Origin of the sequence: Pseudomonas fluorescens (genome assembly GCF_004683905.1) — a bacterium.
GTDB classification, from domain to species: Bacteria; Pseudomonadota; Gammaproteobacteria; order Pseudomonadales; family Pseudomonadaceae; genus Aquipseudomonas; species Aquipseudomonas putida_A.
The window spans coordinates 3194672-3217165 of the sequence record NZ_CP038438.1; the positions used below are offsets into that span (position 1 = coordinate 3194672).

At 59.5% G+C, this 22494-nt stretch carries 17 protein-coding genes; 7 read left to right on the top strand and 10 right to left on the bottom strand.

Annotated elements, in window-relative coordinates:
* Positions 1 to 231 precede the first annotated feature (231 nt).
* On the top strand, positions 232 to 927 hold the full coding sequence (locus E4T63_RS14545; protein WP_027612774.1) for a pirin family protein: 696 nt from the start codon (positions 232 to 234) through the stop codon (positions 925 to 927).
* A 182-nt stretch (positions 928 to 1109) separates the two neighbouring features.
* On the opposite strand, the gene pgm is transcribed toward E4T63_RS14545, so the two are convergent.
* From pgm to E4T63_RS14565, 4 genes are all read right to left on the bottom strand, one after another.
* Positions 1110 to 2756 (bottom strand): phosphoglucomutase (alpha-D-glucose-1,6-bisphosphate-dependent), encoded by a 1647-nt coding sequence (gene pgm / locus E4T63_RS14550; RefSeq protein ID WP_096796764.1) that lies wholly within the window; start codon positions 2754 to 2756, stop codon positions 1110 to 1112.
* Between the two features lie 96 nt (positions 2757 to 2852).
* Positions 2853 to 4253, bottom strand: coding sequence for a PLP-dependent aminotransferase family protein (locus E4T63_RS14555; protein WP_135295862.1), 1401 nt, complete (start codon positions 4251 to 4253; stop codon positions 2853 to 2855).
* Between the two features lie 48 nt (positions 4254 to 4301).
* Positions 4302 to 5771, bottom strand: a complete 1470-nt coding sequence (locus E4T63_RS14560; RefSeq protein ID WP_135295863.1) for a hypothetical protein — start codon at positions 5769 to 5771, stop codon at positions 4302 to 4304.
* A gap of 548 nt (positions 5772 to 6319) precedes the next feature.
* The gene (locus E4T63_RS14565; protein ID WP_027612770.1) at positions 6320 to 7342 is read right to left on the bottom strand and encodes a zinc-dependent alcohol dehydrogenase family protein; all 1023 of its coding nucleotides are present in this window, start codon (positions 7340 to 7342) and stop codon (positions 6320 to 6322) included.
* Positions 7343 to 7611: 269 nt separating this feature from the next.
* Here E4T63_RS14565 and E4T63_RS14570 point away from each other — a divergent pair, with 269 nt between their 5' ends.
* Positions 7612 to 8541 carry a LysR family transcriptional regulator gene (locus E4T63_RS14570; protein ID WP_007963542.1) on the top strand — a complete coding sequence of 310 codons (930 nt, stop codon included), beginning with the start codon at positions 7612 to 7614 and terminating at the stop codon, positions 8539 to 8541.
* 52 nt (positions 8542 to 8593) lie between these two features.
* Here the strand turns inward: E4T63_RS14570 and E4T63_RS14575 are convergent, their stop codons facing one another.
* The 3 genes from E4T63_RS14575 to E4T63_RS14585 all read right to left on the bottom strand — a co-directional run bounded on the left by E4T63_RS14575 (position 8594) and on the right by E4T63_RS14585 (position 10557).
* A complete protein-coding gene (locus E4T63_RS14575) occupies positions 8594 to 9772 on the bottom strand; it encodes a sugar transporter (protein ID WP_134786459.1) in 1179 nt (392 codons plus the stop codon).
* A 191-nt stretch (positions 9773 to 9963) separates the two neighbouring features.
* Entirely contained in the window at positions 9964 to 10236 is a 273-nt protein-coding gene (locus tag E4T63_RS14580; RefSeq protein WP_098964101.1) for a hypothetical protein, read from the bottom strand.
* 42 nt (positions 10237 to 10278) lie between these two features.
* Positions 10279 to 10557, bottom strand: coding sequence for a hypothetical protein (locus E4T63_RS14585; protein ID WP_134786460.1), 279 nt, complete (start codon positions 10555 to 10557; stop codon positions 10279 to 10281).
* A gap of 231 nt (positions 10558 to 10788) precedes the next feature.
* On the opposite strand from E4T63_RS14585, the gene argP reads away from it, so the two are divergent.
* The 4 genes from argP to E4T63_RS14605 all read left to right on the top strand — a co-directional run bounded on the left by argP (position 10789) and on the right by E4T63_RS14605 (position 17823).
* Positions 10789 to 11715: an HTH-type transcriptional regulator ArgP gene (argP, locus tag E4T63_RS14590; protein ID WP_135295864.1), complete on the top strand. Its 927-nt coding sequence runs from the start codon at positions 10789 to 10791 to the stop codon at positions 11713 to 11715.
* A gap of 229 nt (positions 11716 to 11944) precedes the next feature.
* On the top strand, positions 11945 to 13198 hold the full coding sequence (gene mexE / locus E4T63_RS14595) for a multidrug efflux RND transporter periplasmic adaptor subunit MexE (protein ID WP_135295865.1): 1254 nt from the start codon (positions 11945 to 11947) through the stop codon (positions 13196 to 13198).
* A 15-nt stretch (positions 13199 to 13213) separates the two neighbouring features.
* Positions 13214 to 16402, top strand: coding sequence for an efflux RND transporter permease subunit (locus tag E4T63_RS14600; RefSeq protein WP_098964106.1), 3189 nt, complete (start codon positions 13214 to 13216; stop codon positions 16400 to 16402).
* Entirely contained in the window at positions 16402 to 17823 is a 1422-nt protein-coding gene (locus tag E4T63_RS14605) for an efflux transporter outer membrane subunit (RefSeq protein WP_027612754.1), read from the top strand. Before E4T63_RS14600 ends, E4T63_RS14605 begins: the two co-directional genes overlap by 1 nt.
* A 58-nt stretch (positions 17824 to 17881) precedes the next feature.
* Here the strand turns inward: E4T63_RS14605 and E4T63_RS14610 are convergent, their stop codons facing one another.
* The 3 genes from E4T63_RS14610 to E4T63_RS14620 are packed head-to-tail and all read right to left on the bottom strand — an operon-like array spanning position 17882 to position 21204.
* Positions 17882 to 18862, bottom strand: a complete 981-nt coding sequence (locus E4T63_RS14610; RefSeq protein WP_027612753.1) for a biotin/lipoyl-binding protein — start codon at positions 18860 to 18862, stop codon at positions 17882 to 17884.
* 4 nt (positions 18863 to 18866) lie between these two features.
* A complete protein-coding gene (locus tag E4T63_RS14615) occupies positions 18867 to 19067 on the bottom strand; it encodes a DUF1656 domain-containing protein (RefSeq protein ID WP_027612752.1) in 201 nt (66 codons plus the stop codon).
* Complete coding sequence (locus E4T63_RS14620; RefSeq protein ID WP_245223377.1) at positions 19057 to 21204, bottom strand: FUSC family protein; 2148 nt, start codon at positions 21202 to 21204, stop codon at positions 19057 to 19059. The genes E4T63_RS14615 and E4T63_RS14620 overlap by 11 nt, the downstream gene beginning before the upstream one ends.
* A 160-nt stretch (positions 21205 to 21364) precedes the next feature.
* Between E4T63_RS14620 and E4T63_RS14625 the strand changes: the two genes are divergently transcribed.
* Positions 21365 to 22420, top strand: coding sequence for a tetratricopeptide repeat protein (locus E4T63_RS14625; RefSeq protein WP_027612750.1), 1056 nt, complete (start codon positions 21365 to 21367; stop codon positions 22418 to 22420).
* Positions 22421 to 22494: the final 74 nt, after the last annotated feature.

The window sequence follows — 22494 nt, forward strand, 5'->3', positions numbered from 1 at the left end:
TTTGCTCATGAGTTCTAGCGAAATGCTTACAGCTCATTGGTTTAGGCGATGAACTGAAAGTTGCGTGAGATTATTTTGAGCCGGTTTCCCATCAACGGATTCGATGAGAATGCCGCACTTTTTACGCTTTTTCTCGATGGTTGACTGATGGATGATGCCCGTCATTAACCGACGGTCTCGCTTCGTGGCTCTGGCGTTACGCCCCATGACGAACCTTTTGAGGAGACGATCATGCTTGAACTCAGACCTTTCAACACGCTGGGCGGCGCTCACCACGGCTGGTTGGATGCCCATCACCACTTTTCGTTCGCCGAATACTACGATCCGCAACGCATGAACTGGGGCAATCTGCGGGTATGGAACGATGACGTGATCGCCGCCGGCACCGGATTTCCGCTGCACCCGCACCGCGACATGGAAATCATCACCTACGTGCGTGAAGGTGCGATTACCCACCAGGACAACCTTGGCAACAAGGGCCGTACTGAAGCAGGCGACGTGCAGGTCATGAGCGCCGGCACCGGCATCGCACACAGCGAGTACAACCTGGAAGACAAGGAAACCCGAATCTTCCAGATCTGGATTCTGCCGACGGAAACTGGCGCGCCGCCATCGTGGGGTGCCAAACCGTTCCCCAAAGGCCAGCGCGAAGGCTTCGTGACCCTCGCCAGCGGCAAGGACGGCGACGATCAGAGCCTGCGCATTCGCGGTGATGCGCGGTTGGTCGCGGCCAACCTCAAGGCCGGCGAAACAGCTGAATATCAGTTGGATGCCGGACGTCGAGCGTATCTGGTACCCGCCACCGGTCTGATTGAAGTCAATGGCTTGCGCGCACAAGCTCGAGACGGTGTCGCCGTCGAGCATGAGTCAATACTGACGGTGACGGCACTCGAAGACAGCGAAATCGTGTTGGTGGATCTGGCTTGATCGCCTGATATGCAGGTAAAAAAAGGGGCGACCGTCATGGTCGCCCCTTTTTTGCAGCTTTTGTGGCGAGGGGATTCATCCCCGATAGGCGCAAAGCGGCCTTCTTTTCAATGGAGCGGACTGCTACGCAGTCCATCGGGGATAAATCCCCTCACCACAGGAAGAACTCACCCCCCTGAAGATCACTTGGTGCTGATTGCGCCATCCACCAGCGTTTGCGCTTCAGCCACCAGTTGCTTGAGGTGGTCATCGCCAATGAAGCTTTCGGCGTAGATCTTGTAGATGTCTTCGGTGCCCGAAGGACGTGCGGCGAACCAGCCGTTTTCGGTCATCACCTTCAGACCACCAATGGCCTGATCGTTGCCCGGCGCATGGCTGAGAATGCTCTGAATCTTCTCGCCTGCCAGTTCGGTCGACGTTACTTGCTCCGGCGACAGTTTGCTCAACAGCGCTTTCTGCTCAGGGTTGGCCTTGGCGTCTACGCGCACCGAGAACGGCTCGCCCAGCTCATCGGTCAGTGCGCGATAAGCCTGGCTTGGATCACGCCCGGTACGAGCAGTCATTTCCGCCGCCAACAACGCCGGAATCAGACCGTCCTTGTCGGTGCTCCAGACGCCGCCATCCTTGCGCAGGAACGAAGCGCCAGCGCTTTCTTCGCCACCAAAACCCAGCGAGCCATCGAACAGGCCATCGGCAAACCATTTGAAACCGACCGGCACTTCGTACAGACGACGTCCCAGACGCTTGGCCACACGATCGATCAGACCGCTGCTGACCACGGTTTTACCCACGGCGGCGTCGGCGCGCCATTGCGGACGGTTCTGGAACAGGTAATCGATGGACACCGCCAGATAGTTGTTCGGTGCCAGCAGACCACCCGACGGGGTGACGATGCCATGGCGATCGTGATCCGGGTCGCAGGCGAAGGCCACGTCGTAACGCTCCTTGAGACCGATCAAACCTTGCATGGCATGGCTGGACGACGGGTCCATACGGATCTGTCCATCCCAGTCGACCGTCATGAAGCGGAAAGTCGGATCGACCTGCTTATTCACCACATCCAGATCAAGACGGTAATGCTCGGCAATCGCCGACCAGTAGCGCACCCCTGCTCCGCCCAACGGATCTACACCCAGACGCAGTTTGGCGTCACGGATGGCATCGAAGTCGATCACATTGATCAGGTCAGCGACGTAGGTGTTGAGGTAGTCGTGACGGTGTGTGGTGCTGGCCTTGAGCGCCTGCTCGTAGCTGATGCGTTTGACGCCTGCCAGCTTGTTGGCCAGCAGCTCGTTGGCCTTGGCTTCGATCCACTTGGTGATGTGGGTGTCGGCCGGGCCGCCGTTGGTAGGGTTGTATTTGTAGCCACCGCTTTGTGGCGGATTGTGCGACGGCGTAATCACGATGCCATCGGCCAGGCCCGAGGTGCGGCCACGGTTGTAGCAGAGAATTGCATGCGAAACCGCCGGTGTCGGCGTGTATTCGTCACCTTCGGCGATCATCACGGTCACGCCGTTGGCCGCCAGCACTTCCAGCGCACTGGCCCCGGCCGGGGTCGACAGCGCATGGGTGTCGATACCGACGAACAACGGGCCGTCGATGCCCTGGGCTTCGCGATACAGGCAGATCGCCTGGCTGATTGCCAGAACGTGCCATTCATTGAAACTCAGGTCGAAGGAGCTGCCGCGGTGCCCGGAAGTACCGAATGCAACACGCTGGGTGGCAATCGAAGCGTCCGGTTGGCCGGTGTAATAAGCCGTTACCAGTCGCGGGATGTCGACCAACAATTCTGCTGGTGCCGGTTTGCCCGCAAAAGGACTGATAGTCATGCAAAACCTCTGAAATAGAGTGGTTCAGGAAATAGAGCGCAGTTTACTGACACTTCGACCGCAGCGCGACGGGATCTATCCGACAGATTTCAACGTTCATTCCAGCGGCGCCAAGCGCAACGCCTCTCCCAACCTCTCGAGCGCTCCGCCCAAGCCGCTCTCGCCATGATCCAGCAGGTTCAGGCGCAGATGCCGACGGTGCAATCCCTGCAAGCTGAACAGTTCGCCCGGCGCAATCAACACCTGTTGCCTGAGCAGGCGCTGAAACACATCGCGCATGTCCACCGGCCGCCGTGCCCGCACCCAGACCGTCGCCCCACCTTGTGGCTCGACAACCTGCAACGCTTCGCCCAGACGTTCGCGCAACAAGTGGATCATCGGCGTACGGCGTTCCTTGAGGAGCCGGCGAAGTACGTGCAGATGCTGATCGACCCGACCGTTTCCATACAGCCGGGCAATGGCTTTCTGGCGAACGGGCGACAACCGGAACGAGCGCATCAGAAAATGCCGCTGCATTTCGTGCTTCCATTGGCGCGACAACACGTACCCGTAAGGCGCTTCGATACCGATGAATTTCTCGAACGTGGAGAAGACCAGCAGTCGGTCAGGGTCCAGTTGATCACGCAGACGCTCGACGCCCGTTGCCTCGCCCAGTTCACCGTAGCAGTCGTTTTCCAGCACCCAGGTGCCGTGCTCGCCAAGCAGGCCGGCGATCGCGTTGCGGTTATCCGCTGGAACCTGTGTACCGCGCGGCATGCATAGGCCCGAGGACAGCAGAATCAGCCGCACGTCTTCGGTCTTGAGCAGTGTTTCCAGCCGCTGCGGCTCCAGCCCGCCACAGGCCTGCAACGGCAGTTCGATTACACGCACCTCAGCCGCCTGCAGCAACCGCAGTATCACCCAGTCACAGGGCGACTCGACCAGAATGGTTGAGTGCCTGAGCTGCAGAACGGCCACCAGGATCTCCAGCACCCCGCGCATATCCGCGCCGATGTAAACATCCTCGGCGTGCCAGCACTGCTTTGGCGAGGTGGTATAGCGGGCCGCCAGGACGGCGCGTAATTCCAGTTCACCACAAGGCTGGTCGAGCAACGGCGGCTGGCGGGGATACTGGCGCAGCAGCTCACGCTCCAACAACAGCAATGGACTGTCCAGTGACTGCAGCGAAACCGGATCATCAGCATTCAACAAACGCATACCCGGGTGCCGCGCGTTGACATAGAGCGTTTCGAGCAGATCATTGCTCATGGCAGGTGGCGTCCCCCCCGAAACCGCCGTGGCGTAATACCCGGACTTGGCCACCGAATAGATCCGCCCTTCCTTTTCGAGCAACGAGTAAGCGTATTGAATGGTCGAGATCGACACGTTCAAGCGATCTGCCAACTGACGCAGCGATGGCAGCCTTGAATTGCCATCGCAAGCCGACTCGGCCATCAAGCGCATCAGGTATCGATAGACTGCCTGGTAGGCGAAACCGGATTCCCGTGCAGCCTTCATGAGGCGGACACCATAACCGTTGGTGCGCCCAAGGATCGCTCGCTCACTTCATCGTTCCACTGACCGGTCACCCACGCCGGAGCCATCGAGGCCTGCCGCGTCGAGTGCGGTCTCCAGTGTTTGCCGGGCCGCACCGTGCGCTGGCAAGGGTTCCATGGCGTAGAGGTGGCCGATGAGCCGAACCGGTAAACCGCTGACGTCCATCATCCACTGCATTACCTGCTCCGGGCCGTGCAGCCCCTGCATGGCCCGATGCAAATCAGGCAGCGCCACCAACATGCCGGGATGACAGCTGCGCAGAAACCGCTCGAGCCCGGCTCCACGCTCGATGAACGGCGTGAACAGCAGGCAGACCCATTGTGCTTCGTTCAGACCGTAAGTCTGGTGCAGCCAGCTCGCCGCTGCTTCGCGCAGTTCTTCCGTGGTCTGCCGTTGCCCCAATCTTGCGATCATCTGCTCGCAGACCGGTTCCGGCACCCGCTGCAGCTGCATGTTCGCCAGCATGCGCTGGACATGTTCCGAGAACCCCGCTTCATAGCTGCGATCGCTGAGGAACTCGGCTTCCAGGCCGAGTAAATGGGCCTCGATCAAAGGGTCGGCGTATTCGCCCTCACCCTGGTGAAACACCCATTCCTCTGCCTCGAACCCCAGAAACTCGCTCAGTAGCGGCCAGCGTTCTTCAAGATTGCCGACCGCCATGTCATGAATGTCGACAAATGTCGTGCGACGACATGACTCGAAGCCACCCTCGGGACGCCAGCATTGCCGCTCCGATTCGGAGTAAAAACCGCGATACAAATCCCCTCCCAATCCGTCCAGCAAAGCGAACAGCTCATCGAACGTCCCGGAATTCGGCGTCAGCGCCCCGATACCGGCCTTCTGCACGGCCCGGTCGAGGTCTTCGACAAACTGCTTCTGACGACGCGGCGATTCGCTGGCCAGCCAGGCATCCACGCCGTTACTCCAGCGAGCAATCTGGCCGTAAAATTCGGCCCAGGCCAGGCAGGCGTCGTCCCGCCACTCAAGCTTCTCGCCCCTGGCACGTCGATGCCCCATCATCAGCAGATTGGTGCGATGGGCGTCCGCGCTGTCCATTCCGAGTGGCGCCAGATGGTTGAACGGCAACACTTGTCGATGTTCCACCATGAGCAACTCGACACGGGGGTCGTCATACAGAAACAAGGCAGCGAAGCTGCGGTGCATGTTGTTCAGCGCCGCCGTCCCCGATTCGCTGCGGCGCAAGGTGGCCACACGTAACTGGAACGTGGCGGGCGCGCGGCCGGCAATACTCAACTGGGCGGCGCGCAGCAGCGCCAGCATGTAGCAACTGTCACGGGTACCGGATGGCGTCACCATGACCTTGTATTCACCCATGCGCTCCATTCCGCCGGCGGCGACCACCAGACGCTGGATCAGCAACTGCAGCGCTGTGCGCTCGGCTCTGGAAAAGAAACTCAGCAGGCGTTGCAATACTTGCTGGTAGACATAGTTCATTGCCTGATCATGGATCGTGCTCATCAGTACTTTACCCGGCATAAAAAATTCATATCGCGCATCAGCGATGACGCTGGCGCAATAAATTCATCAATAAGTAATAGACGATCAAATACTAACACTTATGATTTTGAAGTTATTTGAAACACTTGACGCAATGAAGTCAGCAACCCCACCGCCTCAGACAACGTAAACCCCCGTCAGCATTGAGTTTTTTCTGATCAGAAAATATCTGAGGAAACTTCTTACAGCGTCCCACGAACATTGAGTACAACAAAAGCAGAACAACAATAGGAAATGCCCTACAGTCATTAAACAAAAACCGCTATATCGCCCATGAGGGGAAACGTTAAACGCAAAATGAAAAACAGAATGCACAGACATGGCTCATTCCTTGAGATGAAAGTAATCATTCAATTATCAGGGCTTATATGGCGAATAGAAGATACAGATGGCAGACAAAAACCGGTTCAGATGCACAACCGGCCACGCACCATGCTTGGTCTGTCTGATTATTTGCGAGAGGTAAAAACGCAAGAGTCCGTGGGGCCACGGACTCTGTTCGGAGGGCGTTACGCGGGTTCGACCTGCAGGGCGACCCGTTCGCGGCATGGGCATTCGTCCATGTAGCGATGTGCTTCGACGAACTCGTTGAACGGGAAGACCCGGGTCTTGAGCGGCAGCAGCACACGGTCGGCCGTCAGCTGATTGATATCACGCAGGGCACGTTGCAAGGCGACTTGATCCTGAACAATGCCCAACTCGGGTTTACCGGTGAAATTACCGATGCAGTGCACAAAGAACTGGATGTTTTTCTGGAACGCCGCACAGGCCGGAAATGGTGTCTGGTTGCCACCCTGAAGACCATACAGGACCAGGCTGCCACGCGGTGCGAGGACATCACCGAGCAACGACATCTGCGGGCCACCAAGACCGTCGAACACCACATCGACGCCACGGTTGTCGGTGATCTTGTTGATTCGCATCAACAAGTCTTCTTCCTCGGTGACGATGACTTTCTCGGCACCCAGCGACAGCAGGTATTCACGCTCATCAGCGGTTTTTGTCGCGGCAATCACCCGCACGCCCATGGCCTTGCCCAACTGGACAAAGGACGGACCGGCGCAATGGCTGGCGTCAGTGACCAGAGCAAACTGCCCTGGTTTGACCCGCGCCAGATCCGCATAGGCAAAATAGGCGATCAACAACGGCGTGTAATGCACGCTGGCCTCAACCGGGCTGAGCACATCCGGATAACGGGTCAGCGCGGTACGTGGCAGCACGATCTGCTCGCCATATACCGGGTAATCGTTCGGGCTTTCGGCCGGGAAACTGGCCACCTTGTCGCCGACCGACAGATCGTCCACACCGTCACCGACGGCGGTGACCACACCGGCCATTTCATGGCCGAGACCGGACGGCAGGCGTGCCTGGGACGAGGCCAGGTTCTGACGCCAGAGAATGTCGTACCAGCTGATGCCGATCGCCTCGACACGCACCTGCACTTCGCCAGGACCTGGCTGAGCGGCCGCATGCTCTTCGCATTTGAGCACCTCGGCCGGACCAAACTTGTGAAAACGGATCGTGCGGGACATCGCAAACCTCGTCAAAGTAACCTCTAATGCCCTGAACTCTATCTGGGCTTTTGACCCAAGACTATCAGTGGCTATTAATAGTCGACATGCCTGTCATTGATTCCGCAGTATGAACGGCATTGGCAAAATTGATGAAAAAATGCCGCCACCGGCCCGGTAAAGCTGAATTTAGCGGTGCAGAGTACCAGCCTTTCCCCGTAATATTCATGCCGGCCATTGTTCTCATATGGTCGCTCTCGTCAAGCTTGATGACTCTGCCAGGACTCCAGATGAATCGTAATGACCTGCGTCGTGTCGACCTGAACCTGTTGATCGTATTCGAAACACTGATGCACGAACGCAGCGTGACCCGCGCCGCCGAGAAGCTGTTTCTAGGCCAGCCGGCGATCAGTGCGGCGCTCTCGCGCCTGCGCAGCCTGTTCGATGACCCGTTGTTCGTGCGCACCGGACGCAGCATGGAACCGTCCGCCCGCGCGGTGGAAATCTTCGCCCTGCTCTCCCCGGCGCTCGACTCGATTTCAACGGCTGTCAGCCGCGCGGCGGAATTCGACCCCGCCACCAGCACTTCGGTATTTCGCATCGGCCTGTCCGACGACGTCGAATTCGCCCTGCTGCCGATGCTGCTCAAACGCCTGCGCGCCGAAGCACCGGGCATCGTCCTCGTCGTGCGCCGAGTCAACTACATATTGATGCCGGGCCTGCTGGCCTCCGGCGAAATCTCCATCGGCGTCAGCTACACCACCGACCTGCCGGCCAACGCCAAGCGCAAGGTGCTGCGCCGCAGCCAGCCGAAACTGCTGCGCGCCGACACCGTGCCCGGCCCGCTTAGTCTGGATGACTACTGCGCGCGTCCGCATGCACTGGTGTCGTTCGCCGGTGACCTCAGTGGCTTTATTGATGAAGAGCTGGAGAAACTCGGGCGCAAGCGCCACGTGGTGCTGGCCGTGCCGCAGTTCAATGGTTTGAGTACGTTGCTCGCTGGCACTGACATTGTTGCGACCGTGCCGGACTACACCGCGGATGCACTGACGGCTGCCGGCGGTGTGCGGGCGGAGGATCCACCGTTGCCGACGCGCACGTTCGAACTGCATATGGCGTGGCGTGGGTCGCAGGATAACGATCCGGGGGAGCGTTGGTTGCGGTCGCGGATTCAGATGTTTTTTGGCGACCCGGACAGTCTCGAGTTGCCTGCGCATTGAGCAGGCAACCTCGAAATGAAATGCGCCCGGCGGCGAACGGAAGTCCGCGAGCTCAGGCCCCGGACCGGGCGAGTCGATAAATCGACAAACAGTAAAACGCCAGCGCCGAAGCCGCCAGCATCCCCCCCACCACGCCGATGTAAGCAAAACCAAACTGACTGCCCACCCAACTGCCCACCAGTGCCCCGCCGCCGATACCGATGTTGTAGATGCCTGAAAACAGCGCCATCGCCACGTCGGTGGCGTCCGGCGCCAGCACCAGGACTTTTGACTGCAACGCCAGACCGAAGCCCATGATCGCCATACCCCAGAACACACTCAGCACGCCGAGGTAGGAGACGTTGCCGCTCAACGGCAACAGCAAAGCCAGGCACAAGGCGAGCACCGATACGCAGATGATCAGAAAGCGCTGGGGGTTATAGCTGTGCAGGTAGCTGAACAGCAGCGAGCCGAAGATACCGGCACCGCCGAATAGCAACAGCAGCAGCGTCACCACGTCGCCGCTCATGTTGGCCACGGTCAGTACGAACGGTTCGATGTAGCTGTAAGCGGTGAACTGTGCCGTCACCACCAGAGCCGTCAGAACATAGACGGCCACCAGCGCAGGTCGCTTCAGCAATATCGGCAGGCTCTTGAGCGAGCCTGAGTTCTGGCTGGGCAGCAGCGGCAGTACCTTCGCCAGGCAGAACACCAGCGCCGCGGCAAAGCCTGCAATCACGATGAACGTGGTGCGCCAGCCCATGGCCTCGCCCAGCAAGCGGCCGAGGGGAATCCCCAGCACCATCGCCAGCGAAGTACCGGTTGCCAGCAAGCCCAAGGCCTGAACCTGTTTGCCCGGTGGTGCCAGGCGCACGGCCAGAGACGCGGTGATCGACCAGAACAACGCATGCGACAACGCCACACCGATCCGGCTCACCAGCAGTACACCGAAGCTGGTCGCCAGACTCGACAGAATGTGACTGGCGATAAACATCCCGAACAGCACAATCAGCAATTTCCGCCGCTCGACGTTGCGCGTCAGCAGCATGATCGGCAGCGACGTCAAAGACACCACCCACGCATAGATGGTCAACATGAGGCCGACCTGCGCAGTCGACATGTCGAAGCTGCTGCCGATCGAACTCAACAGACCGACCGGGACGAACTCGGTGGTGTTGAACACGAACGCAGCCAGTGCCAAGGCAATGACTGCGTACCAGTTGCCGTTGTTTGTCGCCGTAGAATCACTCATTTAAACGTCGTATTACTCTTTGATGATCGCGCGTAATTGTACGCAAGCGATCTGTGCCCATCTGTCGGTGTCTTGATACCGATTGCCGAATGTGTCGACGTTCAGGGGACGCACCATCAGAGGGTCAAGCCACACTGATCGGGTCCAATGCGGTAGAGCATACGAGGTCTTGATCAATCAATCTGCCTTGTTCACTGGCCCGAGTAACCTTTGACGCGCATGCAGTCATTGGTCAGGTCGATCTGTTTCTCCGCTATGACAATCCCGTCACCCACGGCGCTGCCCATGCCGTGGGTTTTATCGTTCGCTGCCGGGGTTGAATGGTAGCTGGCGGTCGCGGCCTTGGCCTGATACTGGCATTCAGCTTTATCGTGCTGGATATCAGCAGCACTGGCGCCGGGCCTGGACCAGTCCTGCACAGATGTCACACAGGCGCTCAACAGCGTCGCAAACAACGCAATCATCAATAATTTCATAGTGTGTACCGCCGATTGATTAAGGGCTGCTTACTTGCAGACGAATGTCACATTGGTTACTTCATTCGCAGGATCGAGCGGCAGGCGCGATTGCACGTCAAACACGTCGATCTGCTTGCCGAGCGATGCACATTTTTTCTCGGCGCCATCAAGGGCCATCCGACGGGCCTCGGAGTGCGTGTGTCGGGACTGCAGTGTCTTTGCCGAGACCTGGTACTCGTAGGGACCGAGTTTCAGGTCATGGGACTGCCAGACATAGTTGCCGACCAATGCAATTGCGCTCACAGCGATGATCATATTGAGTTTCATGGCCAGTATCGGACGCTGGATATTTGATTGCTCATCACGCCCACCCTTCTCTTTGAATCAAGCCTCATTGCTGTCATGCGAAAGTTCGGATGACACCCGGTGCAGTGTGTTGTGCAGGTTGAAGCCGCTCACTGTCACCGCAGAGCAATGATTGAGCAGCCATATGTTTAAGTGAAGAAAAACGCAGTATCTTTCAGCAAAGATTAGAAATACTTATCCAGAGCGACAGCCATGCAACTCGACGCAAAACAGATGCAGGCGTTCCTCGCTGTGGTCGACAGCGGCAGTTTCGAGAAGGCTGCGGAACGGCTAAACGTGACGCCGTCGGCGGTGTCGCAACGCATACACGCCCTTGAAGTGCGTCTGGGCAGCTCGGTTGTGGTGCGCGGGCGCCCGTGCGAGCCGACGCTGGCGGGTAGAAAACTGATGCTCTATCTGCGCCGTGCAACCGTGCTTGAAGAGGAACTGCTCAACGAGCTGAGCGGCGATGAACAGGATCACCTGCGCGTGGTGATTGCGGTCAATGGCGACACGCTGGCGACCTGGTTTTTTCCGGCACTGGCCGAGATCTTCGTCAGCGAGAATATTTTGCTCGACGTTGTGGTCGACGATCAGGATCACACCTATGCCTTGCTGGAAAGTGGTCAGGTTATTGGCTGCATCGGCACGCGTTCACAGCCTATGCGGGGATGTTTCGCTGAGCTGTTGGGCCCGGTGCGTTACCAGCTGGTCGCTGCGCCAGAGTTTCAGCAGCGCTGGTTTGCCAAGGGCCTGACTCGCGCGACTGCACGTAAGGCGCCGGTATTCGCCTATTCGCGCAAGGACACCTTGCAGTCGGATTTCATGCAGTCGCGTTTCGGTCTTACCGCAGACGCTTATCCCACGCACTACCTGTCACTTCCGGAGGCACGCCTCAAAGCCATACGCCGTGGACTGGGTTATGGAATGGTGCCGCACATGCAGGTCAGCGACTTGCTGAAAAATCGGGAGCTGGTGGATGTCGCGCCGGGGCATTTCACTGATGTCGAGCTTTACTGGCATGCGTGGGCGCTGCAATCACCGCGCATGGAAATGCTCTCCGAGCGCGCGGTACATGCTGCGCGACGCCTGTTGAGCAGCAAAAGACCGGTGAAGCGCTCGACCATGCCGAGGAAGTAAGAGGTTTCGCTGCTGATCCTGTCTCGTCGTCAATATCGATCATTGCATTGGCAGCAACACAGAATTGCGTTGAAAAGATTGATAGCCCCCTAACGAAAGGTGCATCCTAGAGGGCTCGAATCGGTCTTATATCATTCCGAATGATAGTTACCTTTGCTTCATTCGATTCGTGCCATCACAGCCTGCCGAGCATCATCCGCCCATCTTCAATACATTGGCGGATGATTCCATGGAACAGTCACTCAAACATTTGCGCTTCCCCTTGGCCATGCTGGCCGTGCTGGTGATGAGCGCTTGCGGCAAGACTCCGGAGACTGCCGCCACTATGCCCGCTGCTAAAGTCAGCGTGGCCAAGGTGCTGGAACAACCGGTCAACGAGTGGGACGAATTCACCGGGCGCCTCGAAGCGCCGGAAACTGTTGAAATCCGTCCTCGGGTCTCTGGCCAGATCGACGAGGTGGCGTTCACCGAAGGTGCGCTGGTCAAGAAAGGTGATCTGCTGTTCCAGATCGATCCGCGTCCTTTCCAGGCTGAGGTGCGCCGCCTCGAAGCCCTGGTAGCCCAGGCCCGTGCCAATGCCACTCGCAGTGAAAACGAAGCCGGTCGTGGCGAACGTCTGCGTGCGAGCAACGCGATCTCCGCTGAACTGGCCGACTCGCGCACCAGCGCTGCCCAGGAAGCCCGCGCCGCCGTCGGCGCCCTGCAGGCGCAACTGGATCTGGCCAAGCTGAACCTGAGCTTCACCCGCGTCACCGCGCCCATCAGCGGTCGCGTCAGCCGTGCCGAGATCACCGCCGGTAACCTGGTGACTGCCGACACCACCCCGCTGACTAGCGTGGTTTCCACCGACAAGGTCTACGCCTACTTCGACGCCGACGAGCGTGTGTTCCTCAAATACACCCAACTCGCCCGCAACGGCCAACGTGGCGCCACCACTCCGGTGTACATGGGCCTGTCCAATGAAGACGGCAACCCGCACCTCGGTCAGATGAACTTCGTCGACAACCAGGTCAACCCGAAAACCGGCACCATCCGTGGTCGTGCGGTGTTCGACAACAGCGACGGCACCTACACCCCTGGCCTGTATACACGTCTGAAACTGGTCGGCAGCGGCACCTACAACGCCATGCTGATCAACGACGAAGCGGTCGGTACCGATCTGGGCAAGAAGTTCGTGCTGGTGATGGATGCGGACAACAAGACCGCTTACCGCGCCGTCGAACTGGGGCCGAAAATCGAAGGCCTGCGCATTGTGCGCACCGGTCTGAACAAGGACGACACGATCATCGTCAAGGGTCTGCAGCGGGTACGTCCGGGTTCGCCGGTGACCCCTGAAGTGATCCCGATGGCCAGCGAGCAGACCATTGCCGCTCTGGCTCAACAACGTCAAGCGCTGGAAGCCAGCAACCTGCCCAAAGTCGCACCCGCCAAAGGTGCACAGGGTACGGCTGTGAAGCTGGCCGCTACGACCCCACGCGGTTAAGGGACGACAACTCCGATGAATTTTTCCCAATTCTTCATTTCACGGCCGATCTTCGCAGCGGTGCTCTCGCTGTTGATCCTGATCGCCGGTGCGATCTCGCTGTTCCAGCTGCCGATCAGCGAATACCCGGAAGTCGTGCCACCGACCGTGGTGGTGCGTGCCAACTTCCCGGGCGCCAACCCCAAAGTCATCGGTGAAACCGTGGCCGCTCCGCTGGAGCAAGCCATCACCGGCGTCGAGAACATGCTGTACATGTCCTCGCAGTCCACCGCTGACGGCAAGATCACCCTGACCATCACCTTCGCCCTGGGCACCGACCTGGACAACGCGCAGGTGCAGGTGCAGAACCGGGTGACCCGGACCGAGCCGAAACTTCCCGAGGAAGTGACGCGCATCGGTATCACCGTCGACAAGGCCTCGCCCGACCTGACCATGGTTGTGCACTTGACCTCGCCGGACAAACGTTACGACATGCTCTACCTGTCCAACTACGCGATCCTCAACATCAAGGATGAGCTGGCTCGTCTGGGCGGTGTCGGTGACGTGCAGCTGTTCGGTATGGGCGACTACTCGCTGCGGGTCTGGCTCGATCCGAACAAGACCGCCTCGCGCAATCTGACCGCCACTGACGTGGTGACCGCGATCCGTGAGCAGAACCGTCAGGTCGCTGCCGGTCAACTCGGTGCGCCCCCTGCCCCGAATGCCCAGAGCTTCCAGCTGTCGGTCAACACTCAGGGCCGTCTGGTCACTGAAGAAGAGTTCGAGAACATCATCATTCGCGCAGGCGATAACGGTGAAATCACTCGTCTGAAGGACATCGCGCGCGTCGAGCTGGGTTCCAGCCAGTACGCCCTGCGTTCGCTGCTGAACAACCAGCCCGCTGTAGCGATCCCGATCTTCCAGCGTCCAGGCTCCAACGCCATCGATATCTCGAACGAAGTTCGCGGCAAGATGGAAGAGCTGAAGAAAGGCTTCCCGCAAGGCATGGACTACAGCATCGTCTATGACCCGACGATCTTCGTACGCGGCTCGATCGAGGCGGTGGTTCACACCCTCTTCGAAGCGCTGATCCTCGTGGTGCTGGTGGTGATCCTGTTCCTGCAGACCTGGCGCGCCTCGATCATTCCGTTGGTGGCGGTGCCGGTATCGTTGATCGGTACGTTTGCAGTCATGCACCTGTTCGGCTTCTCGCTCAACGCCCTGTCGCTGTTCGGCCTGGTACTGGCGATCGGGATCGTGGTCGACGACGCCATCGTGGTGGTGGAGAACGTCGAGCGAAATATCGAGCTCGGACTGACCCCGGTCGAAGCGACCAAGCGAGCGATGCGTGAAGTGACCGGCCCGATCATCGCAACCGCGCTGGTGCTGTGTGCGGTGTTTGTTCCGGCGGCGTTCATCTCCGGCCTCACCGGGCAGTTCTACAAGCAGTTTGCGTTGACCATTGCGATCTCGACCGTGATCTCCGCGTTCAACTCGCTGACCCTGTCGCCAGCGCTGGCCGCTGTGTTGCTGAAAAGTCATGACGCGCCGAAAGACCGCTTCTCCAAAGTGCTCGACAAGATCTTTGGTGGCTGGTTGTTCCGTCCGTTCAACCGCTTCTTTGAAAAGGCCAGTCACGGTTACGTCGGTACTGTGCGCCGGGTCATCCGTGGCAGCGGCATCGCCCTGCTGTTGTATGCAGGCCTGATGGTGCTGACGTTCTTCGGATTCTCCAGCACACCGACCGGTTTCGTACCTGGCCAGGACAAGCAATACCTGGTGGCCTTCGCGCAACTGCCGGACGCCGCGAGCCTGGATCGCACCGAAGACGTGATCAAGCGCATGTCCGACCTGGCGCTGAAACAGCCGGGCGTGGAAAGCGCCGTAGCGTTCCCGGGCCTGTCGATCAACGGCTTCACCAACAGCCCGAACGCCGGCATCGTGTTCGTGACCCTGAAACCGTTCGACGAGCGTAAAGACCCGAGCATGTCCGCCGGTGCCATCGCCGGGGCCTTGAACGGTCAGTACGCGAACATTCAGGAAGCGTACATGGCGATCTTCCCGCCTCCGCCGGTACAAGGTCTGGGCACCATTGGCGGTTTCCGTCTGCAAATCGAAGACCGGGGCAACCTGGGCTACGACGAGCTGTACAAAGAGACGATGAACATCATCACCAAGAGCCACAGCGTGCCTGAGCTTGCGGGGCTGTTCACCAGCTACACCGTGAACGTACCCCAGGTCGATGCTGCCATCGACCGCGAAAAAGCCAAGACCCACGGCGTGGCCGTCAGCGACATCTTCGACACCCTGCAGATTTACCTGGGTTCGCTGTATGCCAACGACTTCAACCGTTTCGGACGCACCTATCAGGTCAACGTTCAGGCTGAGCAACAGTTCCGCCTCGAATCCGACCAGATCGGTCAACTGAAAGTGCGCAACAACAAGGGCGAAATGATCCCGCTGGCGACCTTCATCAAGGTCAGCGACACCTCGGGTCCGGATCGCGTGATGCACTACAACGGCTTCATCACTGCGGAAATCAACGGTGCGGCAGCCCCCGGCTACAGCTCCGGCCAGGCCGAAAAAGCCATCGAGAAACTGCTCAAGGATGAATTGCCGAACGGCATGACCTACGAGTGGACCGACCTGACCTACCAGCAGATTCTGTCCGGTAACACCGCGCTGTTCGTGTTCCCGCTCTGCGTATTGTTGGCATTCCTGGTGCTCGCGGCGCAGTACGAAAGCTGGAGCCTGCCACTGGCGGTGATCCTGATCGTACCGATGACCCTGCTGTCGGCCATCACCGGGGTGATTGTCTCCGGCGGCGACAACAACATCTTCACCCAGATCGGCCTGATCGTACTGGTGGGCCTGGCGTGCAAGAACGCGATTCTGATCGTCGAGTTCGCCAAGGATAAACAGCTGGAAGGTCTCGATCCGCTGGCTGCGGTACTGGAAGCCTGCCGCCTGCGTCTGCGGCCGATCCTGATGACCTCCTTCGCGTTCATCATGGGTGTGGTGCCACTGGTGTTCTCCAGCGGTGCCGGTGCCGAGATGCGTCACGCGATGGGTGTGGCGGTGTTCTCCGGGATGCTCGGGGTAACCTTCTTCGGTCTGTTGCTGACGCCAGTGTTCTACGTGTTGATCCGTAATTTCGTCGAGCGTGGCGAAGCCCGCAAAGCGGCCAAGGCGCAAGCTCTTCAAAAGCCACTGGAGGCGCAATAATGAGTCTGAAAGTCTTCCTGCCGAGTCTGCTGGTGCTGGCATTGAGCGCCTGCGCCGTCGGCCCTGACTACAAGACCCCGGCGACGGAGGCGGCCAACATCACGACCGCCACCGACGGCGCTGCCGGTCAGAAGAACTTTGACCGTTCGAAGTTCGAAGGCATCTGGTGGCAGCAATTCGACGACCCGACCCTCAACCAGTTGGTGACGCAATCGCTGCAAGGCAACCGTGAACTGCGCGTGGCGTTCGCCCGCTGGAAAGCCGCCCGGGCGATCCGCGACGACGTCAGCAACGATGCGATGCCGACCATCACCAGCCGCGCGAGCAGTGATCTGGCCAAGGGGCAAATCCCCGGCCAGACCACCAAACGGGTCAACAGCGAACGCTACGACCTGGGGCTGGACATGGCCTGGGAACTCGACCTGTTCGGGCGTATCCAGCGCAATCTGGAAGCCAGCGACGCCGACCAGCAGGCGGCCGAAGCCGATCTGTACCAACTGCAAGTCACCATGATTGCCGAACTGGTGGACGCCTACGGTCAACTGCGCGGTGCGCAATTGCGCGAGAAGATCGCCGTGGCCAACCTGGAGAACCAGCAGGAGTCGCGCAAGATCACCATCAGCCTGCGTGACGCCGGCGTGGGCGATCAGCTCGACGTCGAACGTGCCGATGCGCGTCTGGCCTCGGTCGAAGCCAGCGTGCCGCAATTGCAGGCGGAACAGGTTCGGCAGAAAAACCGCATCGCCACTCTGTTGGGTGAACGTCCCGACAAACTGACCGTGGATCTGAGCCCGAAAGACTTGCCGGCGATTGCCAAGGCCCTGCCGATCGGCGATCCGGGTGAACTGCTGCAACGCCGGCCGGACATCCTCAGCGCCGAACGCAAACTGGCCTCGGCCACCGCGCGAATCGGTGTGGCGAAGGCTGATCTGTTTCCACGGGTCAGCCTCAGCGGGTTCCTCGGCTGGACGGCCGGGCGTGGTTCGCAGATCGGATCCTCTGCGGCCAACGCCTGGGCACTCGGCCCGAGCATCACCTGGGCGGCGTTCGATCTGGGCAGCGTGCGCGCGCGTCTGCGCGGCGCCGATGCCGACGCCGAAGGCGCACTCGCCACCTACGAGCAACAGGTGTTGCTGGCGCTGGAAGAATCGGAAAACGCCTTCAGCGATTACGGCAAGCGTCAGCAACGGCTGATCTCGCTGATTCGTCAGAGTGAATCGAGCCGCAAGGCTGCCGATCTGGCGGAAATCCGCTACCGCGAAGGCACCACCGACTTCCTCGTGCTGCTCGATGCTCAGCGCGAACGCCTGAATGCCGAAGACAGCCAGGCACAGGCCGAAGTTGATCTGTATCGCGGCATCGTCGCGATCTACAAGGCCTTGGGTGGTGGCTGGCAGCCGGAAACCGTCGCCAGTAAGTAATAGTTGTTAAAGAGCTCCTTTGGTTGGCCGCAACCAACCAATTTTTTTGCCCCGCGTATCATTCGGTCGCGGGGCTTTTTTTGGCCTGATGGTTTTGCGCTTCCAGAACAGTGACAGTGGCTGTCGTACCGGCCCTTAATCGATTCTTGCCGGCATAGTCACCATCAATGCCGATGCGCACCGGCACCCGCTGCGCCAGCTTCACCCAGGTGTAACTCGGATTGATATTGGCCAGCAGTCGGCCACCCGTGGCGTTTTCCCGGTCGGCGATGGCAAAGGCGATGCTCTGGACCGTGCCACCAAAGGTTTCTCCGCTCATCAACTGCACGCGCACGCGGTCCCCCTCCTCGATTCGCGGCAATTTGGTCTCTTCAAAGTAACCGCTGACGTAGAACGAATCGCTGTCGACCAGTGCCAGCAGTGCACCACCCGCAACCGCGTAATCACCCTGTCGGGTCAGCAGATTAGTGACGTAACCGCTGACCGGCGATTCGACACGAGTACGCTGCAAGTCCAGTTCCGCCTGAGTCAGTGCAGCAATCGCCAATTGCACATTGGCCTCGGCCAGCCCGAGATTGGCCTGATTGCGCAACAGATCAGCCTGAGCCACCGCCACATCGGTATTGGACTTCTCCCATTCTTCCCCGGAAATTGCAAAACCCTGCTTGAGCGTACGCCGGCGCCGCTCTTCGCTCTGGCGTTGTTTGAGCAGCGCTTCACTGGCGACGATGGATGCCTGTGATTGCCCCAGCGTCGCCTTCGCCACCTCGACCGAACGCCGCGCATGCTCGACTGCCAGGCTGTAGCGCGCCGGATCGATCTCCATGAGCAATTGCCCCTTGTCGACATGCTGGTTGTCCTGCACCACGAGGCTGACGATACGCCCGGAAACATCGGCTGATAGCGTCACCACATCCGCCCTCACCCGCGCATCCCGCGTCCAAGGCGCACGGGTGTAATGCTCCCAGGCAAACCAGCCAAGCACGATGGCCAGCAACACCACCGCTAATGTCGTTGTTCGAGCGAGTAACACTTTCAAGGCATCAGGCTCCCATCAGCAAAATCAGCGAGGCACAAACGCATGCATACAAGGCGCCCTCAAACAGCGCCTCGTGCCAGACCAGTCGCAACACACCCAGACGTCGCAAACACCAGTCCAGGAGCATAAATATCGGTATCGCCAGCAATAGGGCCTGGGCAATGGGTGGCAGATAAACACCACCCATTTCGAAATCAATGGGCAAGGGCCGGTTCTCCTTCCGAGACGTTACGTTGCAGGTATTCGCCGTGGCGTTTCAGGAAAGACACGACGATCAACAGCGCCACGCGCATGCGAAACACCGACCACAAATGTTCGTGGCTGGCGACGTGCAACTCGTCCAGCTCATCACCCAATAGCTGGAGCGAGGTCAACAACGCTTGCAATTGCACGTGCTGGCGCCCGGCCACAAAACGGCCGGTCTTGCGCAGCGCCGAAGCCAATTGCTGGCTGAACGCGTCCGTTAGCAATGCATTGTTCTGCGCCTGCTGCCGGAGTTGATGCATTGCTACGCCCAATGCGACGCACGCCAGACTGATTTCATAGAGCTGCTGCATGGCGCGCTCGCTCACGGCCGGCAGCAAGCCAAGCATGCTGGTCAGTCGGTCGACCATACGGCTTTCGAAAGCGAATTGCTGTTCATCGGTGGCCGGTTTTTTGGTCAGTTCATAAACCTGCTCACGCGCCTCGTTATAAAAGCGGCGGAGACGCAATGCCGGACGGAACGGGAAAATCCATGCGTAGACCATCAAAGCGAGCATCGCCGCGCTGACATAGGCGCCGGCGAATTCGAACCATTGAATTGCAGTGTTCTGCCCGGTGCCGACATTCTGTGGGCCGAGCAGGAGGAAACTCGACAACCCCAGGCCCATACCAATGCCCGCGGTCGTCGGGCTCGCCAAACCGACAGCGATCACGTACAGCAGCGGTGCCAGCATCAACGCCAATGGCTCGAAATCACTGATGGTCGGCACCAGCATGAATTGATAGAACGCCGAGACCACCAGTGCCAGTCCCAACCCACGCGCGTAACTCTGCGCGGCCATCAGTGGCCGCGGGAATGTCGCCATCAGCGAACAGAGAATCCCCACCAGAATCATCCCGCCCCGCGCCCCATCCCAGGCGGTTTCGATCCAGATCAACCCGGCTACCAGTAATGCGGTAAAGGCGCGGATGGCGTTCATTGAAGCCAGTGTGAAATCCAGATGCAGCGGGCTGGCCTGACCGCGATACAGACAACTGGCTTCGCGCCCTTCCTGAATGGCATCACTCAACTCCAGAATCTGCTCCAGTTGCTGCAACAGCCGCGCCTGCTCCCAGCGTAACGCCCACGCCAGCGAGCGCAGGATAGCGCTCATGTCTTCGGTCAGTTGTTCGGCCTCATACGCCAAGGCTTCAAACTGCTGCTGCAGCGTGATGAATTGATGCCGCCGCTCGGTGGGCAGCGCTCGGCCCAACTGCGCCAACTGGTCGAGAAGTGCGAGCTCTTCTGCACGCAAGCGCTGTACGTCCAGAGGAAGATCGCCCTCCCAACGTTCGGTGAGCAATTCGCGCTGATGACGTAATGCAGTCAAACGCGAGGTCAGCAACATCAGTTGATTACCCAACAGCAGCACCAGATTGTCGGCACCGCGCAACCGTGGGGCATCGAAATACAGATGGCGGCGCAACCCTTCGAGCGCGCTGATTTCACCGAGCAACTGCATCTGACGGCGCTGAAAGTCGGCTTCACTTTCTTCTGTTCGAATCACCGCAGCGGAGTGATTGGCAGCCAGTTTGATCACCTGATCGACCTTGGCGAAGTAACCTTTGGCAACTGCTTCCGGACGCGCAGTGAGCAGGCTGACCACGCAGACGCACGCTACGGCCAGCAAGGTTTCGGTAACGCGGGTGACAGCCAGCAGAAAGGTGCCATCCTGGTCGGGAATGGCCAGCAATGCCACCACCACGGCGGTATAACCACTGAGCACAAACGCCTGAGAACTGGTATAGCGCAGCAACGTGCCGCCCGCGGTGCAGAGCGCCAGCCACAGTGCCAGCGTTGTGATGAACGGAAGCGGCGCCTGCGGGAATATCGCCATGATCAACACCGCCACCGCAGCACCCAGCGTGGTGCCAATCACTTGACCGAAACTACGCGCCAGCGCCATGCCGGCCAACGGCTGGCTGACAATCACGACGGCCATGATCGACCACTTGGGTTGGTCGAGATCGAACAAAAACGCCAGATACAGCGTCAACAGCCCGGCGGCAATGGTGCGCAGGGCAAACAGCAGGACAGCCTGACCGGGATGGATCACGACCTGGAAATAATTGCGCAGGGCTTGCATGGGGGCTCTCATCGAAGCGACTCCTGCAAGCGTAGACTCTGCATCGAATGCCTGATGGGTAACTGAATCGACAGATGTTGTAGGGCGATTCGCATGCACGGGGTTTGACTCACGGCCCTCGCTGGTCGAAGCTTGCCGTTCTGCTATAGAACGCCAGTTCACGGAAATCTGCATGCCTCAGTCCCGCCGCTACCTGCTCATCAGCCTTGGCCTTGTGTTGCTCGTCGTCATTGCCTGGTTATCCCTGCGCTCCACCGCCCCGGTGGTGCCGGAAGCGATCAAGCGCGGCTACAGCGAAGCCCTGACGGCCGCCCGTTCCGGTCAGCCGGGAGCCGCGCGGCAGTTGTATCAGCAATTGGGTCGCCCGGACCTGTCGGTCAAACGCAGTGTCTGGCTGCTGGCCGAGCTGCCCAACTATCCGAGCCCGCAAGCGCTGAAACTGGCCGACGCCCATCTGCAGAACGAAGCCCCCGAAGTACGGCTGGCAGCGATTCAAAGTGTGGTCGGACTGGTGCCCGGCGGGCAACGCAGTCTGCTGCTCGGGCCGATGCTCGACGATGAGGACCAAAACGTACGGTTCGCTGCGATCAATGCCCTGCTGGGCCTGACGCCGGATGAACTGGGGCTGTATTTCGCCCCGCTGCAGCAGGCGATCGATGGCTGGGAACAAGCGCTCAAGGGACAGCCGGAAAGCGCCGCCACCTATGCGCAACTGGCACGCCTGTATCTGCACAACGCCGAACTCAAACAGGCCCAACAAGCGCTGGACAACACCCTGCGGCTGGAACCGGGCAACCTGCCGGCACTGGTGATGCAGATCGATGTCCTCGACCGCCAGGGTCAGAGCGACGCCGCCCGCCAGTTGCTCGCCAAACAGTTGCAGGCGCAACCGGATTCCGCCTACCTGCAACACGCGCTCGGGCTGTGGCTGTTGCACCACGGCCAGCGTGAATTCGCCCTGCTCGGCTTGTCCAAAGCGGTGGAACTTGAGCCTGACAACAAGGATTACCGCTACGACCTCGCCACCACCCTGCACGCCGCCGAAGAACTGGAAGCGGCGCAAAAGCAGTTGCAGGAAGTCGTCCAGCGCCACCCCGCCGACCGCAAGGCGCGAGTGCTGCTGATCAATTACTGGAAGGAAAGCGGCCAGTTGCAGAACGTGCAGATTCTGCTCGCGCAACTGGAGCAGATGAACCCTGATGACCCGGCGTTACAGCAGGGACTCTGAGCCTTTACCCGCTGATTCAATGACATTTTGATATCGAAACATCGGAACCGTCATGACTGGCAGCGGTCAAGTAA

Excerpts from the sequence above, each read along its gene's own strand:
- argP (WP_135295864.1), top strand. The coding sequence starts at position 10,789 with ATGCAACTCGACGCAAAACAGATGCAGGCGTTCCTCGCTGTGGTCGAC.
- E4T63_RS14555 (WP_135295862.1), bottom strand. The coding sequence starts at position 4,253 with ATGAAGGCTGCACGGGAATCCGGTTTCGCCTACCAGGCAGTCTATCGA.
- E4T63_RS14620 (WP_245223377.1), bottom strand. The coding sequence starts at position 21,204 with ATGAGAGCCCCCATGCAAGCCCTGCGCAATTATTTCCAGGTCGTGATC.
- E4T63_RS14605 (WP_027612754.1), top strand. The coding sequence starts at position 16,402 with ATGAGTCTGAAAGTCTTCCTGCCGAGTCTGCTGGTGCTGGCATTGAGC.
- E4T63_RS14585 (WP_134786460.1), bottom strand. The coding sequence starts at position 10,557 with ATGAAACTCAATATGATCATCGCTGTGAGCGCAATTGCATTGGTCGGC.
- E4T63_RS14600 (WP_098964106.1), top strand. The coding sequence starts at position 13,214 with ATGAATTTTTCCCAATTCTTCATTTCACGGCCGATCTTCGCAGCGGTG.
- E4T63_RS14560 (WP_135295863.1), bottom strand. The coding sequence starts at position 5,771 with ATGAGCACGATCCATGATCAGGCAATGAACTATGTCTACCAGCAAGTA.
- E4T63_RS14545 (WP_027612774.1), top strand. The coding sequence starts at position 232 with ATGCTTGAACTCAGACCTTTCAACACGCTGGGCGGCGCTCACCACGGC.
- E4T63_RS14575 (WP_134786459.1), bottom strand. The coding sequence starts at position 9,772 with ATGAGTGATTCTACGGCGACAAACAACGGCAACTGGTACGCAGTCATT.
- E4T63_RS14565 (WP_027612770.1), bottom strand. The coding sequence starts at position 7,342 with ATGTCCCGCACGATCCGTTTTCACAAGTTTGGTCCGGCCGAGGTGCTC.
- mexE (WP_135295865.1), top strand. The coding sequence starts at position 11,945 with ATGGAACAGTCACTCAAACATTTGCGCTTCCCCTTGGCCATGCTGGCC.
- E4T63_RS14580 (WP_098964101.1), bottom strand. The coding sequence starts at position 10,236 with ATGATTGCGTTGTTTGCGACGCTGTTGAGCGCCTGTGTGACATCTGTG.
- E4T63_RS14570 (WP_007963542.1), top strand. The coding sequence starts at position 7,612 with ATGAATCGTAATGACCTGCGTCGTGTCGACCTGAACCTGTTGATCGTA.
- E4T63_RS14625 (WP_027612750.1), top strand. The coding sequence starts at position 21,365 with ATGCCTCAGTCCCGCCGCTACCTGCTCATCAGCCTTGGCCTTGTGTTG.
- pgm (WP_096796764.1), bottom strand. The coding sequence starts at position 2,756 with ATGACTATCAGTCCTTTTGCGGGCAAACCGGCACCAGCAGAATTGTTG.